An 18,046-nucleotide genomic window follows, 5' to 3' on the forward strand; every position below is an offset into this window, starting at 1 on the left:
TTAGCGCTCACCAGATTCAAAATCTTCATCACGTGCGCAGCCATAAAGGAAAACACCAAGTTCATCGCAAAGGCGCTCAACCTCATCACGATGAGCAACCAGCACACGCCCAGCCTCAACACACACGCCTTTTAACTGTGCGACAGAAGCTTTCTGTATGGTTTCTGGCCCAACGGTCGGCATATCAAGGCGCAGATCCTGTTGCGGCTTAGAACACTTTACAAGCACACCCGCAGCCCCCTTGGACCGGACACGGCCATTTGCACGCAAGCCAGCAACTCGCTCAAGCATGGCATCCGTGCCTTCAGCCCCCTCAACAGCCACAACACGCGCGCCAACAGCAACAGCACCCTGCCCGATATCCAATCGGCCCACAGCATCGACAGCCTCAATGGCAAGCTTCATATCACTCAGAGCCTTAGCATCCGGCTTCGGCCCTGCCACGTGGCCTGGGCTGGCGACCAGCCCCGGAGCAACTTCATGAGCACCAACCACGTGCAAACCCTCTCGTTCAAATATCCCGGCTACTTTCACCAGCAAATGATCATCACCACCAACAACAGCCTTGATGATACGCGGCAAACGCCAAATCGTTCCAAAATCACCGAGGATTGATGTGAAATCTGGCCGCTTCCGCACAGCGCCGATCAACACCACATCCTGAACACCGTTAGATTTCAGCGTTGAGAACAGTTTGCCGATCTGCCCCCAGCCAAGTTCAACGGGATTAAACGCAGAAAGGGAGGCATCTGCCTCCCCCTTGATTGCGATGGTCACCACATCGCGACCTTGTTCCATAGCGGACCGAATAACCAGACCGGGCAGATCGCCGCCGCCAGCAATCACAGCAATAGGTGCCTGTTTCACCATGAATTCAAAACAGACCCTTATTCACCGGTGTTGCGCGGCGTACAGAACCGGCGCTTTTCATCTTCCAGCATGAACGACGTCATCGTCTGCACACCTTCAAATTCAGCGTACTTTGTCCGCGCAATGTCCGCACGAGCACGCAACGTACCCTCTTCACTGTTGAAGACTTCCTTATACGCACCGCGCAGGGCGTGGATTTCTTCGCGAGAAAAGTTGCGGCGCTTCAAACCAATTAGATTCAGCCCTGCAAGACGCGCACGATCACCAATCACAGATCCATAAGGGATCACGTCAAACTCAACACCAGTCAGACCACCAATGATGGAATGAGCACCCACACGGCACCACTGACGCACAGCAGACAGTCCGCCAAAGATCACGTGATCTTCAACCTCAACATGCCCGGCAAGCGTTGCGTTGTTGGCCAGAATAACGTTGTTGCCCACAATGCAATCATGCCCGACATGAGTACCCATCATGAACAGGCCACCATTCCCAACGCGCGTCACACCACCACCGCCGGCAGTGCCAGGGTTCATGGTGGAGTGCTCGCGGATCTGATTGTCTTCGCCGATTTCCAGTAGCGTGTCTTCGCCGGAAAACTTCAGATCCTGCGGCTGATGCCCCAAGCTGGCAAACGGGTAGACCTTCGACCGGGCGCCGATCGTTGTCCGTCCAGCGATCACCACATGGGAAACAAGCTCTACATCATCGCCAAGTGTTACCTTGGGACCCACCATGCAGTAAGGACCGATCTTGACATTCTCTCCAAGTACGGCCCCATCCTCGATAATCGCGGTGGGATGAATCTGTTGCATCAATGACCTCAATTCGCCTCGTCAGAATCGACAAGCATTGCGCTGATTTCCGCTTCAGCAACCTTCTGCCCGTCTACCATTGCAACACCTTCAAACTTCCAGATGGTCGCGCGGTTGCGGACTTTTTTCACATGAAAGTGCACCTGGTCACCAGGAACCACAGGCTTGCGGAACTTACACTTATCAATGGTCATGAAGTAAACCAGAGAAGGCACATCTTTCTTTTCACGACCATGGACGCAAAGCGCACCAGCAGTCTGAGCCATCGCTTCGATAAGCAACACACCTGGCATTACAGGCTGGCTTGGAAAATGCCCCTGAAAATGTGGCTCATTGATGGTTACATTCTTAATACCAACACCTGAGTTGTCGCCGTCCATATCAACGATACGGTCAATCATCAAAAACGGATAACGATGGGGCAAAAGCTCCATAACCCGCATGATATCAGCGCTTTCAAGTGTTCTGGTCTCTACATCACTCATAATAATGCCTCAGCAATATCGGTTTGACTGGCATATGTCTCACTTGGAGCATCTGAGGACACGCCCTCCTCATTCACCAGCCAATCTAGTTAACTATCGGGATCAGATCCCGGGTCTAATCTGTTATTTCTTGCCGCCTTGAGCGGTCAGGCGGCGAAGCGCCGTCATTTCCTTGAACCACTCACGGATCGGCCGTGCCGGTACACCACCATAACGCCCACCTGGCGCCAGATCGTCGTGTACAGCACTTACGCCAGCAACTTGCGCGCCCATTCCAATGCGAACGTGCCCGGAAACACCGGTCTGTCCGCCAAGAACCACATAATCCTCAAGGCTGGAACTTCCAGAAATCCCTACCTGAGAAACAATGACGCAATGCTTTCCGATATTAACGTTGTGACCAACCTGAACCTGATTATCAATCTTGGTTCCATCACCCACAGTCGTATCACGGTTTGCACCGCGGTCTATACAGGAGCCAGCGCCAATTTCAACATCATTTCCTAGCACAACTCGGCCCAGCTGGGGAACCTTGATATGTCCACCTGGCCCCATCGCAAACCCAAAACCATCCTGCCCTATGCTAACGTTTGGGTGAATAATGACACGGTCACCAAGCACTGCGTGCTGCAAACTGGAATTTGCTCCAATGGAGCAGTTCTCGCCCAGCTGACAATTGGCAGCGATCACTGCATTGGGACCAACACGAGATCCAGCCCCAATCACCACATGCGCGCCAATGACAGCACCAACTTCAACAACAACACCTTCACCCAGCTGCGCGCTCTCATCAACAAAAGCACGCGGACTGACAGACGTCTCGCTGGTTACCGGAAGTGGCCGCATTGCGGTTGGGTAAAGCTCTGCCAGAACTTTCGCCAGTGAGCGGTACGGTTCCTTGGCGAGCAAAGGCACAACGCCGTCAGGCACCTTGTCGACATGCTTTTTGCTCACGAGACAAGCTGTTGCCTTCGTGCTCTCAAGCTGATCCAGATATTTTGGATTATCGATAAACACAAGCGTTCCGGGAACGCCTTCATCCAGAGGAGCAACACCAGTAATGGCAAGCTCACTATCACCACGAACAATCTCCGCCCCAGCCCATTCAGCTACTTGTTTCACTGTTATTGATCGAGCTTCAGGGAAGAAAACCGGGCTAACTTCAGATTGATTTGATGGTTCTGTCATAGGATCCTACAAAAAAACGGCCGCCGAGGGTATCGACGACCGATTATAATCAAATTTTCGCTAGATCAGAAGCGTGTACCACCACTGAGCTTGAATACCTGCGTTTCATCAACATCGTTTTTGAGCACAGGCCAAGCAAAGTCAGCACGCAGCGGCCCAAACGGCGACTGCCACAACACACCAACACCAACAGAGGCACGAAGATCGAAGTCTTCAGACTGGATACCGCTTCCGATTACAGAAGACAGTTCACTATCCACACCCCAGAGAGAACCCGCATCAGCGAAGACTGCGCCCGACAATCCAAGTTCTTCAGGGAAGACTGGGAATGGGAACTGGCCTTCAACAGTACCTGCAACGTAGTATTTACCACCCAAAGCATCGCCACCGTTTTCATCACGAGGGCCATAACCATTGGTCGCAAAACCACGAATTCTGTCAGGTGAACCCTGGAACTGATCAGTTACACGCAAACGGTTACCGATAGATTCGATGTAACCGGCAGAACCCTTCACAAAGCCAACAAGACCCCATTCAGCGTAGAGCTCTTCAAACGCACTACCCTTAAACTGACCACGCAGATACTGCGACTGACCACCCAAACCAGCAATTTCCTGCTCGTAGGATGCAACATAACCATCACGTGGGTTCAGATTGTTGTCCAGAGTATTGTAGACCAGTGAGAAGCCGGCAAGAGATGTTGTGTACTCACCAAGAGAGTCACAAACACCCAGCGAAACACCATCTGCACAATTACTAATGCCAGTAGAATCGCTACGGGTCAGATCACGCTGGTAGAGCTTGTAGAACAGGTTAAGCGTCAGCTCATCTTCGCGAAGTGGAAGACCGAAGTTAACAGCACCACCAGTTGTCTGCTCTTCATAAGCACGGGAGCTGTTCTGATCGTATACGCGGCGGTACACATCCAGACCTGCAGAGATACGGCGCCCCATGAAGAACGGCTCAACGAATTTGAACTCATACTTCTGGTTGTCGGTACCACCACCAACAGCAGCTTTAACGTACTGACCACGACCAAGGAAGTTGCGCTCGGTGATGGAGATATCACCAATCACACCGTCAGAGGTGGAGTAACCCACACCGAATGAAACTTCACCGGTTGGCTGCTCTTCAACATCCACGTTGATGATCACACGGTCAGGCGCACTGCCCTGCTGACGCGTAATACGCACATTTTGGAAGTAACGCGTGTTGCGCAGACGACGCTCAGCCTTATCCAGAAGGATACGGTTGTAAGCATCACCTTCAGCGAGATCGAATTCGCGGCGGATCACGTACTCACGTGTACGGTCATTACCACGAACGTTGATACGCTCGACATAAACGCGTGGACCTTCTTCGATCAAATAAGTGATCGAGACTGTCTTGTTCTCATAATCACGCTCACCACGAGGGCGAACCTGAGCAAACGCATAGCCTGCCTTGGAAACTTCCAGCGTCAGAGCTTCAAGCGTCTTTTCAACTTCTAAAGAGTTGTAGGTATCACCAGACTGAGTGCGCAGATACTGGCGCATCGCCTCTGGGTCAACAGCAGACAACGATGTATCGATTTCGATATCGCCGAACTCGTACTGCTCACCTTCATCAACAGTGAACGTCACGTAGAAGATGTTTTGCTCACGGTCCAGATCTGCAACAGCAGAAACAACGCGGAAGTCAGCGTAACCCTTCTGGTAGTAGAACTGACGCAAAGATTCTTCATCTACATCGAGACGGTCAGGATCATAAACATCAGTTGTACGCAACCAGCCGAGGAAGCCACTTTCGCGGGTCTGGATCTGCTCACGCAGGTAGCCGTCGGAGAAGGCTTGGTTACCGATGAAGGAAATACGGGCAACACCCGTCTTATCCCCTTCTTCGATTTCAAAAACCAGATCCACACGGTTATTAGCGCGCTCAATAATCTTCGGCTCAACAGACGCACGATAGCGACCGGAGCGACGATAAGCTTCCAGAAGGTTCTGAGCATCAGACTGAACACGCGCACGTGTCAGCATGGACCGTTCAGAAGAACGAACGACTGATTGCAGAGCTTCGTCTTTCAGTCGCTTGTTACCCTCAAAGGAGATTTTGCCGATAACTGGATTTTCTTTAACATCAACAACAAGAGTGCCGCCGCGTTGCTCGATGGAAACATCAGCAAACAGACCGGTCGCATAAAGCGTGGTCAGGCTCTCGTCGATATCAATTGCAGAAAACGATTTCCCTGGACGGATAGTCAGGTAGTTGCGAACTGTTTCGCTTTCGATGCGCGTTGCACCGTTAACGACAATCTTGTTAACCACCGCGGCCTCGGCAACCCCTGCTCCGATAAACGGAACACCAACCGGAGCAACTGTACTAGTAGCTGCAACGGCCATTGCCAAAAGCGACACACGTGACAGGTTCTTAAATGACTGCATAGAACTGCTATGCCTTTTATTTTCAGCCTAAAGTTGCATTAGTCCCCTGATCCTCAGATCACTAATGCGCCTCAGGGTAATGGATAGAATCTGAAACACCTAGGAACTTTGTACAAGGTTTTCAGAGTAAAGCAAGGCGACACAACTGGATTTAATGCAATTTGCCCAATCCTTTGCCCAACCTTTGGTTACGCAACTTACCTAAGAGCCGATTATCGACCGCAGATCATTCCAGGTCGCAAAAACCATTAGAAGCAGAACCAGAGTGATTCCTATCCGGAACCCGAAATCCTGCAGTTTTTCACTCAACGGCTTACCCCTTACGATCTCGATGATGTAGTATAGCAGATGCCCGCCATCCAGCATGGGAACAGGCATAAGGTTGAGTAAACCAATAGAAATTGACAAAACTGCGGTAAGGTTAATTAGCGGTAAAATACCATGGGTCGCAACTTGCCCAGAAATTTGCGCTACGCGAATCGGACCACCTAGTTGGTCCGGATCTTCTTTACCGAGGAAAAGACCGCCAATATAACCTAATGTCCTATCAAGAATGTACCATGTCTCTTTTACCCCTTCACCCACAGCTTCCACCGGGCCAAAACGCTTGACTATGATATCTTCCTGAGAAGTATTTCGCTGAATTCCAAGAATTCCAACCTTCTGCGTATTCCCAAAACCATCACTGATTTCCTGTAGTTCTGGCGTTGCAGTAAGGCGCTCGACAGCATCCCCGCGCTCCACATCGATCTGCATCGGAACGCCCGCACTCGCCGTCACGACCCGCTGCACATCATTGAAACTTTCTACTGGATTGCCATCAATCGAGAGGATCAAATCCCCTGGCAAAATGCCGGCCATTTCAGCCGCACTACCAGGTCGCACCTGATCCACACGCGGCAATGTTTCGAATTTTCCTAAAAATCCAAACATTCCTGCAAAGATAAGAATAGCGAGGATAAAATTGGCAATAGGCCCTGCGGCCACAATTGCGGAGCGCTGCCACGGGTTCTTCGCAAAGAACGCAGTCCGGCGCATCTCCTCATCCATTTTGGCTTGCTCATCACGGTCTGGCACGCTTGCAGCATTCTCATCACCTGAGAACTTCACATAGCCACCCAGCGGAATGGCACAGACCTTCCAGCGCGTCCCATGCTTGTCATTGCGACCCAACAGTTCCGGTCCAAACCCGACTGAGAATGCAAGAACCTTCACCCCGCACCAACGCGCGACGAGGAAATGCCCTAGCTCATGGAAGAAAACAACCACAGTAAGCACAGCCAAGAAGGGAATGATGACTCCGAGCGAACCACCAAGAACTGAACTCAGAACGTCCATGCGAACAGCCTTACCTTATTTTTTAAAGGAAGCGCCGGATTAGGCGGCCATCTTCCCAATAACTTCGTTTGCAACTCGACGCGCTACCTGATCCAACTGAAGAATCTCCTCCAGCTGATCTGAACAATCTAGCATATTTTGCGTATGAAGCCGATTCAGAACATCCTCAAGAAGCTCTGGGATCTGGAGGAAGCCGATCTTCCGTCCAAGGAAGGCTTCCACCGCCACTTCGTCAGCTGCGTTAAAAATCGTCCCTGCCCCATCGCCAAGTTCCATCACTTTACGTGCAAGTGACAGCGCAGGAAAACGCTCAAAATCAGGCTTTTCAAAGTCCAGACGCCCAATCATCCCCAGATCAAGATCCGCAACCGGAGCCGTCTTTCGGGTTGGGTATGCCAGACAATGAGCAATTGGCCCGCACATGTCCGGAACCGCCATATGGGCCAATAATGACCCATCACAATATCTAACCATGCCATGGACAATTGATTGTGGATGGACAACCACATCCAGCTGATCAGCGGTAATAGGGAACAGATGATAGGCTTCAATCAGCTCAAGACCTTTGTTCACCATAGAAGCACTATCAATGGTAATCCGCCGCCCCATGGACCAGTTTGGATGCTTCAGCGCCACCTCAGGCGTGGCAACACGCATCTCATCCAGTGTCGATGTCCGAAACGGTCCACCGGAAGCTGTGACAATCACTTTGTCGACAGCTTTGGGGTCATCCTGCTCAAACACCTGAAAAATAGCGTTATGCTCTGAATCCATCGGCAGCAGTTTGGAGCCATGCTTTTCAGCCAGCTCACACACAATCGTACCTGCACACACCATGGTTTCTTTATTGGCAAGAGCGATATTGCTGCCTGCCTTGATCCCCTCAATGGTCGGCTCCAGCCCTGCGGCTCCCACCATAGCAGAAACCAGCACATCTACCTTCTGGCTAGCCGCCTCCAGCACAGCCTCACGACCTGCAGAAACCTCAACGCCAGTACCGGCGAGTGCTGCTTTAAGATCTTCGTATTTAGAGGCATCACCAATGACCGCATGCTTTGCGCCAGTCTCCCGGCACGCCTTCGCAAGCGCATCAACATTGCGGCCTGCAACAAGTACATTGACTTCATAACGCTCAGGGCTGTGCGCAATAACTTTGAGCGTACTGGCTCCAACCGATCCGGTTGCTCCCAACACAGTGAGAGATTTTGTCATATCAACAACCCTTGCAAATCAACAGAACCGTGGGCGAAGCACAAAAATCAGCAGTATCAGGATGCAAACAGCATCAACCCTGCATTTGGATCAAACAGCTGACCGCCAAACACTACACCAACCACATAGGCAAACACAGCGGCAGCGACAAGGCCATCAACGCGATCAAGCAGCCCACCATGCCCGGGAATAAGGCGACTGGAGTCTTTCACCTTAAAGCGGCGCTTCATGGAGCTTTCAAACAGGTCTCCAAGCTGAGAGACTGCAGAAAGAACAACAGCAAGCCCAAAAGCCCAGACCAGCTGAGAACCACCCGCAACAGCAACAAAGCCCATTCCTAAAAGCGAAGAAAAGACCACGCCGCCAATAGCACCGCTCCAGGTTTTGTTTGGAGAAACAGCAGGCCAAAGCTTAGGTCCGCCAAAGCTGCGACCACACACATAGGCCGCAATATCGGTCCCCCAGACCACAAGGAAGAGATAGATGATGAAGAACAGCCCTTCATCCCCTTCCCGCAGCGCCAGCAATGAAACAAATGTCAGGCCAGCGTAAACGTAGCCCTCACTCACCCAGCGCGCCGTCCGGTCAAAGCCACCAGCACCGTAAAGTACCACAGCACCAGCAATCAGCGCTCCGGCAATCCAGAGCGGCTGCGCCTGAAAGTAACTAAAGCCAATGAAGAGAAGAAACAGGTAGCCCAGCAGCACAACAGGTCGCTGAGCATTTTGCAAAATGATCTTGTACCATTCCCAGTAAACAATCAGCATGCCAACAAGCACGAGGCCAGCAAACCAGAAACCACCTGCCCATGTCAGCGCCAGCGCGACAGGAGCAAGAATAACTGCAGAAAGAGCGCGTACCAGCAAATCAGGATTTGCATTTAGCACGCGCCGGATAATTCCTCCGGAAGCGCCTTCAGAATTGTTCTGATTGTTTTTGTCAGGCATTACGTCCCAGTCGCGTCAGAGCTCAAACCCCCATACCGCCGGTCACGGTTAGAGAACGCCAGCAAAGCATCATCAAAAGCATCTGAGTTAAACTCAGGCCAGGGCGTAGGAGCAAAATAAAATTCGGCATAAGCAGCCTGCCACAACAGGAAGTTGGAAAGTCGCTGCTCTCCCCCTGTGCGGACTATGAGGTCTGGATCCGGAATATCACGGGTATCCAGACAAGTACTGACATCATCCTCCCCAATGTCAGCAGCTCTCAACTCACCAGCTTCCACGCGCTGCGCCAGTTGCCGTGCAGCTCGGACGAACTCGTCCCGCGCTCCGTAGTTAAAAGCAATAACCAGCACCAGCCCGGTACAATGAGCGGTCTCTCGTTCCGCATCATTAAGCAGGGTCAGCATGGATTTATCGAGATTTTCTTTGGACCCGATGACACGAACCCTCACATTAGTCTTAGTGAGTTCCTTAATGTCATCGCGTACAAACCGGCGCAGCAAGGCCAACAGGAAAGAAACTTCCTGTTGCGGGCGCGCCCAGTTCTCAGAAGAAAAGCTAAAAAGCGTCAGGTAGGAGATCCCGCGCTTTTGTGCGTGTTTAACGGCTTCGCGCAGTGTTTTCACACCGCGCCGATGCCCTTCAGTGCGCGGAAGGCCCCGGCGAGTTGCCCAACGGCCATTACCATCCATAATGATGGCGACGTGACGAGGCACACTCAAAAGTCCGATTTCGGAATTTGCATCAACTGCCTCAAATTCAACGCTCGCCGCCATATAGCCCCCGCTTGCAAACAGGATTAAACCTGCTTGATTTCCTGTTCTTTTTTGGCAAGTACAGAATCAACTTCACCAATAATGTCGTCAGTCATCTTCTGAACCCTGTCAGAAGCTGACCGCGCATCGTCTTCCCCCATCTCACCAGCTTTTTCGAGCTTTTTGATGGTTTCCATGCCATCGCGGCGAACATGACGTGCAGCGATCTTCGCTTGCTCGGCAAATTTATGCGCAACTTTGACAAGTTCTTGACGACGCTCTTCATTAAGCTCAGGAATTGGCAAACGCAGCACCATGCCATCCACAACCGGGTTTAGACCAAGGCTGGATTCACGGATAGCTTTTTCAGTGGCCTGCATCATGGAACGATCCCAGACCTGAACAGAAATCATGCGCGGCTCTGGAACACTGACTGTCGCGACCTGGTTGATCGGCATTGGAGCGCCATAAGCCTCCACAGTGATTGTGTCCAGCATACTTGCAGAAGCACGACCAGTACGAAGACCAGCAAATTCATGCTTCAAAGCTGTGATCGCACCATTCATGCGGCGGTCAAGATCGTCATAGTCCAGCTCTGACATAATTTCCTCTTTCACCTATCATTTTAACGGACCGGCATTCCAAAACAAAAACCGGCCCGGGTCAAAATCCGACAGTTAAGACACCAGCTGATGCCCGTTAGTCTTCAATGACCGTAAACAGCCCCTGCCCGCGCAGCACATTAACAAGCGCGCTGGAGGTCTTGATGGAAAAGACAACTACAGGAATAGAGTTGTCCCGGGCAAGTGCAATCGCGGTCGCATCCATGACTTTAAGGTTCTTTTCAAGAACTTCCCCCGGTGTAAGCGTGTCAAAACGCTTTGCATCAGGCTTAAGCTTAGGATCAGCGTCATAAACGCCATCAACACTGGTACCCTTGAGGAACACATCACACTGCATCTCTGCCGCACGCAGTGCCGCACCAGAATCAGTGGTAAAGAACGGATTGCCCGTACCACCGGCAAACAGAATAACGTCCCCGTCTTCCATGTAACGCTCTGCGCCGCGCTGAGTAAAGCTCTCACAAATCGACGGCACAGGAACAGCGGAAAGCACACGCGCCTGAATACCGCGCTGACGAAGCGCATCGGCAAGCGTGAGCGAATTCATAATGGTTGCCAGCATACCCATATGGTCGCCGGTCACACGGTTAGCGCCTTTGGCTGCCAGAGCCACACCGCGGAAGATGTTACCGCCACCAACAACGATGCCGAACTGGGCACCCAGATTTACAGCCTCTGAAATTTCCGCTGCTACCCGTTCAACCACCTTTGGATCGATACCAAAGTCCTGGTCGCCCATCAGCGCTTCCCCTGAAAGTTTCAGAAGAACTCGTTTCCAGCGAACACCCTCAGACATAGTAAACCTCTTTTTATGCATCCAGATACAAAGAGGGCGTCGACTGAGTCGACGCCCTCAATAAATTAGTTACCAGCAGCAGCAGCAACTTCAGCTGCGAAGTCTGATTCTTCTTTTTCAATACCTTCACCAAGGGCGATGCGAACAAAGCCGGTGAGTTTGATTGGAGAACCGATTTCTTTAGCTGTTTCTTCAACGGCCTTCTCTACAGTCAGATCAGGGTTGATAACGAAAGACTGCTTAACCAGCGTAACTTCTTCATAGAACTTACGCAGGCGACCTTCAACCATCTTCTCGATGATGCTTTCAGGCTTACCAGACTCACGAGCCTGTTCCATGTAAACAGTGCGCTCACGTTCAACAGCGTCTGCGTCCAGCTCGTCAGTGTTCAGTGCCATTGGGTTGGTCGCTGCAACGTGCATTGCAATCTGTTTACCCAAAGCTGCCAGCTTGTCTGCATCACCTGCAGATTCAAGAGCAACTAGAACACCGATTTTGCCAAGGCCGTCGCCAGCAGCGTTGTGCATGTAAGAAGCAACAACACCTTCGGAAACAGACAGACCAGCAGAACGACGAAGGGTCATGTTTTCACCGATGGTGCCAACAGCTTCCTTCAGTTCGCCTTCAACGCTCTTGTCAGAACCTGGGTAAGGTGCTGCAGCAAGCTTCTCAACGTCACCATCAACAGTAAGCGCGGTTGCAGCGATATCGCGAACCAGCTTCTGGAAGTTTTCGTTACGAGCAACGAAGTCTGTTTCGGAGTTAACCTCAACAACAACAGCTTTGTTGCCATCTGCAGCAACTGCAACAAGACCTTCAGCCGCAACACGGCCAGCCTTCTTAGCAGCCTTTGCAAGGCCTTTGGTACGCAGCCAGTCAACAGCCGCTTCCATATCACCGCCTGTTTCTTTCAGGGCAGCTTTACAATCCATCATGCCAGCACCGCTTGTTTCGCGGAGCTCTTTTACCATAGCAGCGGTAATGCTCATCGTACGCCTCATGGACGGGAGTGTGTCATAAAAAAATCAGAGGAAGCCGACTTCCCTGCGGATTCATCCGATTTATCGCATAGCGACCGTGATCCTTCGCAGTAAAAACAGACGAAAAATCACATAGAAACTGGAGGGGAAGCGCATAAATGCGCTTCCCGAGAGAAAACCTTAGCCTTCGCTCTTGTCAGCTTCAGCTGCAGGAGTAGCTTCTTCAGCAAGAACAGGCTCTTCAAGGAGTTCTTCAGATTCGCCGAGATCGATACCCATAGAACCGGATGCGCGTGCGATGCCGTCAATAGCAGCGCGTGCGATCAGGTCTGTGTAAAGAGTAATTGCACGACCAGCATCATCGTTACCCGGTACAGGGTAAGTAATGCCATCTGGATCACAGTTGGAATCCAGGATCGCAGCAACCGGAATGCCCAGACGACGAGCTTCCTGAATTGCGTTAGCTTCGCGGTTGGTGTCGATAACAAAGATCAGGTCGGGAATACCGCCCATGTCTTTAATACCACCAAGGTTGCGCTCAAGCTTCTGACGCTCACGGTCAAGGAACAGACGCTCTTTTTTGGTCATGCGGTTTGCATCACCACCGTCGAGCAGTTCTTCAACTTTACGCAGACGCTGGATGGACTGAGAGATCGTCTTCCAGTTGGTCAGCATGCCGCCGAGCCAACGAGCGTTTACGTAGTACTGAGCAGAGTTGCGAGCAGCTTCTGCAACAGCTTCCTGAGCCTGGCGCTTGGTACCAACCAAAAGCACGCGACCACCAGCAGCAACAGTGTCAGACACAGCTTTAAGAGCCTGGTGCAGAAGCGGAACTGTCTGACCAAGATCAAGAATGTGAATGTTGTTGCGAACACCGAAGATGTAGTTGTTCATCTTTGGGTTCCAGCGGTGCTTCTGGTGACCAAAGTGGACGCCTGCTTCAAGAAGCTGACGCATAGTAAAATCAGGCAAAGCCATGCCTTTATTCTCCTTAGTTTTCCGGTTTAATCCTCCGCAGGGCAGCACAACCGTGCAACTCTCTAACCGGATGGAGCTCGCCACAAGGACAAACCCCGCCCTGCGTGCGGGATGGGGCGCTTATAGAACCCCTTTTCAAGAAGATCAAGCACTCAAGGATTAAGATCAACACATAGGCCCGAATTAGTAAAACAGATGCTCTCCAGCCCTGTTTGCACAACTCCAAATTTTATCATCTCTACCACAGCAACCAGACACCAAACCAAACTGTGGGTATGCGCATTACATATTAGTAATTCCGAAAAGTTATAGTTAACAAAACATCAACAAAATGACTCAATTCGGACACATTTTAAAATGGCACCAAACAAACTGATAGTAGCAGCACTTGTGGCTTTGACATTGGGTGGCTGCGCCAAAACCGTCAAGCTCTCGGACATTGATGCAAAGACGATCTCCAAATCCTCAGTAAAGCCCATCAAAAACCGACATGTGAGAGAAGGCCACATCAACACCCATGGCATCCAGCATGGTCTGCTGGGTATTGTTGTGACCACAGCCATGAATGCAGCCTCTGGCGCCTATGGCGAGATGGCCTCCATTCCCGCAGCGAAACACGATCCACAAACCGCCATGCGCGACCGGTTGACCAAATATCTGCAGAGCACCCACAAGTTCCGCTTTAAGGGCACGATCAAGGGCCCATATAGCAAACCGACCATCAGCGAGGAGAAACGCGCAAAAGCTCTCACAAAGCTCGCCAGAGAAACCGGTTACTCTGGTTATTACTTGGATGTATCAACAGTCACCTATCAGTCAGAAATGCAGGGCGCAGGCTGGTTCGCAAATCTCGCTTACCGCTACCGCGGACGCGCACTCCTGGTTTCTGCCAAGGATGGCAAAATCCTCGCTGCCTCAACCTGCAACGTTACTGATCATGCCGATTTAACTGATCTGGCTGAGAAAGGACAAAAGAGCGTAGACCGCTTCGCCAGAAACCTTGGTTACTCCTGCGCTGAACAGGTCATACAGAAAATCTTTTAGTATCGGAGCAGCTGGCATGAACACCAATAAACGCAACATGCTCTAAAATAGAAAACCCCGCCGAACATCTTCCGCGGGGTTCTTTTTTGCATATACCGAAGCATCCTAGGACATCTGGACGTCCATCACGCCCGGTAGGGTTTTCAACGCACCAGACAGTTGCGGTGAAAGCTGATAATTGCCGGGGAGTTTGACCTCCACTTCGCGCTGACCGTTATCCAGCAGCACAACGCAGCTCACTTCACCATCACCGCCGCGGCGGAGTTGGCGCTGCAGGCTCTGGATCGGTTCACTGGACCCGAGGAAAATCCGCAGGGTTCGATGCACCCTGCCCGCCACTTTCTCCAGCGGCTCTACCTGTGAAATGCGAACACTGACTTCCTCATCGCGCATATCTGCCTGCACCAGCAGCACAACAGATTGCCCTGGCTCCAGCAAATCGCGGCATTGGTTCAGCGTCTCAGAGAACATCACCGCTTCATACTGCCCGGTCGGATCAGAAATACGAACGATGCCCATCTGGTTGCCGGTACGGGTTTTGCGCTCCTGCTTTGCCGTGACAGTTCCCGCAAGCCTCCCCGCGGAAGACCCAGCTTTCACAGAGCGCTCAAAATCCTTCCAAAGCTGCACACGCAACTTGGTGAACAGCTCGCGATACTCATCGAGCGGATGGGCTGAAATGTAAAAGCCGACCGCCGCATATTCTTTTTGCAGCCGCTCGGATGGCAGCCACGGATCCGTCGGATTAAGGATCAAAGGCTCAGGCGCATTATCTCCGCCAAAGAAATCATTTTGACCAGATGTCTTATTCTCTTCCGTCCGCTGTGCCATGCCGATGATGCGATCCAGACCGTCAAGCAACTGCGCACGGTTTGGATTAAGTTCATCAAAGGCTCCAGCGGCAATGAGATTCTCGATTGTGCGCTTATTAAGAACCTTCGGACTGATGCGCGTTGCAAAGTCACCCAGATCCTTAAACGGTTCATCTCCACGCACGTCAACAATGTGTTCAACCGCCTGCTCGCCCACACCTTTGATCGCACCCATGGCGTAAACGATCTTGCCGTCAAGCACGCCAAAATGCACACCGGATTTATTGACGGAGGGTGGCACGACCTCGATGCCCATACGCACCGCTTCCTGACGGAAGTCACTCAACTTGTCCGTATTACCCAGATCAAGCGTCATGATGCCGGCAAGGAACTCAACCGGATAGTTCGCTTTCAGCCACGCAGTTTGATAGGCCACAAGCGCATACGCAGCCGCATGGGATTTGTTAAAACCGTAGTTCGCGAACTTGGCCACCAGATCGTAGATCATCCCGGCCTGATTTTTATCGACCTTCTGCTCAACCGCCCCCTCAACAAAGCGGGCGCGCTGGATCTCCATTTCAGCCGCAATCTTCTTACCCATCGCACGGCGCAGCAAATCCGCTTCACCAAGAGAGTAACCAGACAGCACCTGAGCAATCTGCATCACCTGTTCCTGATAAACGATAATGCCGTTTGTCTCGGTCAGAATTGGCTCCAGCAACGGGTGGAGATAATCAGGCTCCTGCTCGCCATGTTTTACCGCGTTGTAGATCGGGATATTGTCCATCGGGCCCGGGCGATAGAGCGCCACCAGAGCAATGATATCCTCAAACCGGTCAGGCCGCATACCAGCAATGGCGCGGCGCATGCCCTGACTTTCCAGCTGGAACACGCCAACCGTCTCACCAGCAGCCAGAAGCTTATAGGTCGCGGGGTCATCAATCGGTATTTCATCGATCTTAACTTCAATGCCACGCTTCTTGATGTGCGAAACCGCAGTATCAATCACTGTCAGCGTTTTCAGACCCAAAAAGTCAAACTTGACCAGACCGGCTGCTTCAACCCACTTCATGTTGAACTGAGCAACAGGCATGTCAGAACGAGGATCTCGGTAAAGCGGCACCAGCTGCTCCAGCGGACGGTCCCCAATCACCACACCCGCTGCGTGGGTAGACGCGTGACGATAAAGTCCTTCCAGCTTCTGCGCCATCTTCAGCAGGCGGTCGACAACTTCTTCCTGCTTGGCTGCTTCACGCAGCCGCGGCTCCTGCTCCAATGCCTCTGGCAGTGTGCACGGATTGGCCGGGTTGCCGGGAACCAGTTTACTTAGGCGGTCCACCTGACCGTATGGCATCTGCAGAACACGGCCCACATCACGCAACACCGCCTTGGCCTGCAACGTTCCATAGGTGATGATTTGTGCCACCTGCTCGCGGCCATACTTGCGCTGTACATACCGGATCACTTCTTCACGACGGTTCTGGCAAAAGTCGATGTCGAAATCCGGCATGGACACGCGGTCCGGATTCAGGAAGCGCTCGAACAGCAATGAGAACCGCATTGGGTCAAGATCGGTGATGGTCAGTGACCAGGCAACAAGCGACCCCGCACCAGAACCACGCCCCGGCCCCACAGGAATGTCCTCGTTCTTCGCCCACTTGATAAAGTCCGCAACGATCAGGAAGTATCCAGGAAACTTCATACGGATAATGATGCCAAGCTCATAATCCAGACGGTCCCAGTAATCTTTCTCTTCAAGGTCGGGTGCCAGACCATGCAGATCGAGACGCGCCTGCAAGCCTTCCTTCGCCTGCCGCGTCAGCTCTTCCGCCTCAGCACGCTCCGCTTCGCCAGCATCAGCATCCGCACCAGCAAAGCGCGGCAGAATAGGATCTCGCTTCAATGGCCGGTAATGACAGCGCCGTGCAATCACCACGGAGTTCTCAAGCGCCTCCGGAAGATCGGAGAACAGCTCCATCATCTGCTCACGGGTTTTGAAGCAATGATCTGGCGTCAGCTGACGGCGATCCGTCTCGACAAGAACACGACCTTCGGAAATCGCGATCAAGGCATCATGCGCTTCATAATCATCCGGATTAGGGAAATAAGCCTCGTTGGTCGCAACAATTGGAATATTCAGATCATAGGCAAGGTTCAGGAGCGCAGGCTCAACATCTTCCTCGCCTTTCATATTGTGGCGCTGCAACTCCACATATAGACGATCGCCAAATGTGGATTGCAAAACCTCTAGGCGAGACTTGGCAAGATCAACATGCCCCTCTCGCAGTTGCGAGTTAATAGGACCATCACTTGCACCGCTCAGAACAATCAGGCCATCGGATTTATCCAACACACGAGAAAGGGGAACATTGGCTTTGAGTCCCGGCTCTGTATCAAGAAAGGCTCTTGATACAAGATCCATGAGGTTCTCATAGCCCCCTTTATTCACGGCGAGAAAAACCAGATCGCTAACGGCTTCATCTCCCACCGCGTCAGGTTGATCGTCAAAGGTCACTGATATCTGACAACCAATGACAGGCTGTATACCCGCGCCAAAAGCTTTTTCAGAAAACTCAAGCGCACCAAACAAGTTCCCGCTGTCAGTAATGGCCAGCGCCGGTTGCTCATCCTTGGAAGCCAGATCAAGCAGCTTTCCAATTGGGAGAGCCCCTTCCAGCAAAGAGTAAGCCGAGTGAACACGGAGATGGACGAAACCTGGAGATGACATCTGGAGCCTTTTGGTTCGCAAGGTATGTGCGACAGTAGCACCTCATTTGGAG

General features: G+C 51.9%; 15 protein-coding genes. 1 reads left to right on the forward strand and 14 read right to left on the reverse strand.

Annotation, left to right across the window (positions count from 1 at the left end; genetic code table 11):
- The 13 genes from lpxI to rpsB form a co-directional block, all read right to left on the reverse strand.
- Positions 1-870 (reverse strand): UDP-2,3-diacylglucosamine diphosphatase LpxI, encoded by an 870-nt coding sequence (lpxI, locus tag PsAD46_RS18860; RefSeq protein ID WP_063292468.1) that lies wholly within the window; start codon positions 868-870, stop codon positions 1-3.
- Between the two features lie 17 nt (positions 871-887).
- Positions 888-1,688 (reverse strand): acyl-ACP--UDP-N-acetylglucosamine O-acyltransferase, encoded by an 801-nt coding sequence (lpxA, locus tag PsAD46_RS18865; protein ID WP_057465522.1) that lies wholly within the window; start codon positions 1,686-1,688, stop codon positions 888-890.
- Positions 1,689-1,696: 8 nt separating this feature from the next.
- Positions 1,697-2,173 carry a 3-hydroxyacyl-ACP dehydratase FabZ gene (gene fabZ / locus PsAD46_RS18870; protein ID WP_063289006.1) on the reverse strand — a complete coding sequence of 159 codons (477 nt, stop codon included), beginning with the start codon at positions 2,171-2,173 and terminating at the stop codon, positions 1,697-1,699.
- 123 nt (positions 2,174-2,296) lie between these two features.
- Positions 2,297-3,361 carry a UDP-3-O-(3-hydroxymyristoyl)glucosamine N-acyltransferase gene (gene lpxD, locus PsAD46_RS18875; RefSeq protein WP_063307603.1) on the reverse strand — a complete coding sequence of 355 codons (1,065 nt, stop codon included), beginning with the start codon at positions 3,359-3,361 and terminating at the stop codon, positions 2,297-2,299.
- Positions 3,362-3,426: 65 nt separating this feature from the next.
- Positions 3,427-5,784 (reverse strand): outer membrane protein assembly factor BamA, encoded by a 2,358-nt coding sequence (bamA, locus tag PsAD46_RS18880; RefSeq protein WP_063292465.1) that lies wholly within the window; start codon positions 5,782-5,784, stop codon positions 3,427-3,429.
- A 201-nt stretch (positions 5,785-5,985) separates the two neighbouring features.
- On the reverse strand, positions 5,986-7,122 hold the full coding sequence (gene rseP / locus PsAD46_RS18885; RefSeq protein WP_063292464.1) for an RIP metalloprotease RseP: 1,137 nt from the start codon (positions 7,120-7,122) through the stop codon (positions 5,986-5,988).
- A gap of 39 nt (positions 7,123-7,161) precedes the next feature.
- Positions 7,162-8,334 (reverse strand): 1-deoxy-D-xylulose-5-phosphate reductoisomerase, encoded by a 1,173-nt coding sequence (gene dxr, locus PsAD46_RS18890; protein ID WP_063307604.1) that lies wholly within the window; start codon positions 8,332-8,334, stop codon positions 7,162-7,164.
- A gap of 56 nt (positions 8,335-8,390) precedes the next feature.
- Positions 8,391-9,281, reverse strand: a complete 891-nt coding sequence (locus tag PsAD46_RS18895) for a phosphatidate cytidylyltransferase (protein WP_063305290.1) — start codon at positions 9,279-9,281, stop codon at positions 8,391-8,393.
- Entirely contained in the window at positions 9,281-10,054 is a 774-nt protein-coding gene (locus tag PsAD46_RS18900) for an isoprenyl transferase (protein ID WP_063289012.1), read from the reverse strand. The genes PsAD46_RS18895 and PsAD46_RS18900 overlap by 1 nt, the downstream gene beginning before the upstream one ends.
- Positions 10,055-10,077: 23 nt before the next feature.
- Complete coding sequence (gene frr, locus PsAD46_RS18905; protein ID WP_057465533.1) at positions 10,078-10,635, reverse strand: ribosome recycling factor; 558 nt, start codon at positions 10,633-10,635, stop codon at positions 10,078-10,080.
- A gap of 97 nt (positions 10,636-10,732) precedes the next feature.
- Positions 10,733-11,452, reverse strand: coding sequence for a UMP kinase (gene pyrH / locus PsAD46_RS18910; protein WP_057465535.1), 720 nt, complete (start codon positions 11,450-11,452; stop codon positions 10,733-10,735).
- A 65-nt stretch (positions 11,453-11,517) separates the two neighbouring features.
- On the reverse strand, positions 11,518-12,441 hold the full coding sequence (gene tsf, locus PsAD46_RS18915; RefSeq protein ID WP_063289013.1) for a translation elongation factor Ts: 924 nt from the start codon (positions 12,439-12,441) through the stop codon (positions 11,518-11,520).
- Positions 12,442-12,612: 171 nt separating this feature from the next.
- Complete coding sequence (gene rpsB, locus PsAD46_RS18920) at positions 12,613-13,410, reverse strand: 30S ribosomal protein S2 (protein ID WP_063307605.1); 798 nt, start codon at positions 13,408-13,410, stop codon at positions 12,613-12,615.
- Between the two features lie 357 nt (positions 13,411-13,767).
- On the opposite strand from rpsB, the gene PsAD46_RS18925 reads away from it, so the two are divergent.
- Positions 13,768-14,454: a hypothetical protein gene (locus PsAD46_RS18925; protein ID WP_063292461.1), complete on the forward strand. Its 687-nt coding sequence runs from the start codon at positions 13,768-13,770 to the stop codon at positions 14,452-14,454.
- A gap of 105 nt (positions 14,455-14,559) precedes the next feature.
- Here PsAD46_RS18925 and dnaE read toward each other — a convergent pair whose 3' ends face one another.
- Positions 14,560-17,994 (reverse strand): DNA polymerase III subunit alpha, encoded by a 3,435-nt coding sequence (dnaE, locus tag PsAD46_RS18930; protein ID WP_063292460.1) that lies wholly within the window; start codon positions 17,992-17,994, stop codon positions 14,560-14,562.
- Positions 17,995-18,046 lie beyond the last annotated feature (52 nt).

This window comes from Pseudovibrio sp. Ad46, from assembly GCF_001623065.1.
GTDB lineage: Bacteria > Pseudomonadota > Alphaproteobacteria > Rhizobiales > Stappiaceae > Pseudovibrio.

Bases quoted from the DNA above. Each gene is read 5' to 3' on its own strand.
- lpxI (WP_063292468.1), bottom strand. From the start codon at position 870: ATGGTGAAACAGGCACCTATTGCTGTGATTGCTGGCGGCGGCGATCTG.
- lpxA (WP_057465522.1), bottom strand. From the start codon at position 1,688: ATGCAACAGATTCATCCCACCGCGATTATCGAGGATGGGGCCGTACTT.
- fabZ (WP_063289006.1), bottom strand. From the start codon at position 2,173: ATGAGTGATGTAGAGACCAGAACACTTGAAAGCGCTGATATCATGCGG.
- lpxD (WP_063307603.1), bottom strand. From the start codon at position 3,361: ATGACAGAACCATCAAATCAATCTGAAGTTAGCCCGGTTTTCTTCCCT.
- bamA (WP_063292465.1), bottom strand. From the start codon at position 5,784: ATGCAGTCATTTAAGAACCTGTCACGTGTGTCGCTTTTGGCAATGGCC.
- rseP (WP_063292464.1), bottom strand. From the start codon at position 7,122: ATGGACGTTCTGAGTTCAGTTCTTGGTGGTTCGCTCGGAGTCATCATT.
- dxr (WP_063307604.1), bottom strand. From the start codon at position 8,334: ATGACAAAATCTCTCACTGTGTTGGGAGCAACCGGATCGGTTGGAGCC.
- PsAD46_RS18895 (WP_063305290.1), bottom strand. From the start codon at position 9,281: ATGCCTGACAAAAACAATCAGAACAATTCTGAAGGCGCTTCCGGAGGA.
- PsAD46_RS18900 (WP_063289012.1), bottom strand. From the start codon at position 10,054: ATGGCGGCGAGCGTTGAATTTGAGGCAGTTGATGCAAATTCCGAAATC.
- frr (WP_057465533.1), bottom strand. From the start codon at position 10,635: ATGTCAGAGCTGGACTATGACGATCTTGACCGCCGCATGAATGGTGCG.
- pyrH (WP_057465535.1), bottom strand. From the start codon at position 11,452: ATGTCTGAGGGTGTTCGCTGGAAACGAGTTCTTCTGAAACTTTCAGGG.
- tsf (WP_063289013.1), bottom strand. From the start codon at position 12,441: ATGAGCATTACCGCTGCTATGGTAAAAGAGCTCCGCGAAACAAGCGGT.
- rpsB (WP_063307605.1), bottom strand. From the start codon at position 13,410: ATGGCTTTGCCTGATTTTACTATGCGTCAGCTTCTTGAAGCAGGCGTC.
- PsAD46_RS18925 (WP_063292461.1), top strand. From the start codon at position 13,768: ATGGCACCAAACAAACTGATAGTAGCAGCACTTGTGGCTTTGACATTG.
- dnaE (WP_063292460.1), bottom strand. From the start codon at position 17,994: ATGTCATCTCCAGGTTTCGTCCATCTCCGTGTTCACTCGGCTTACTCT.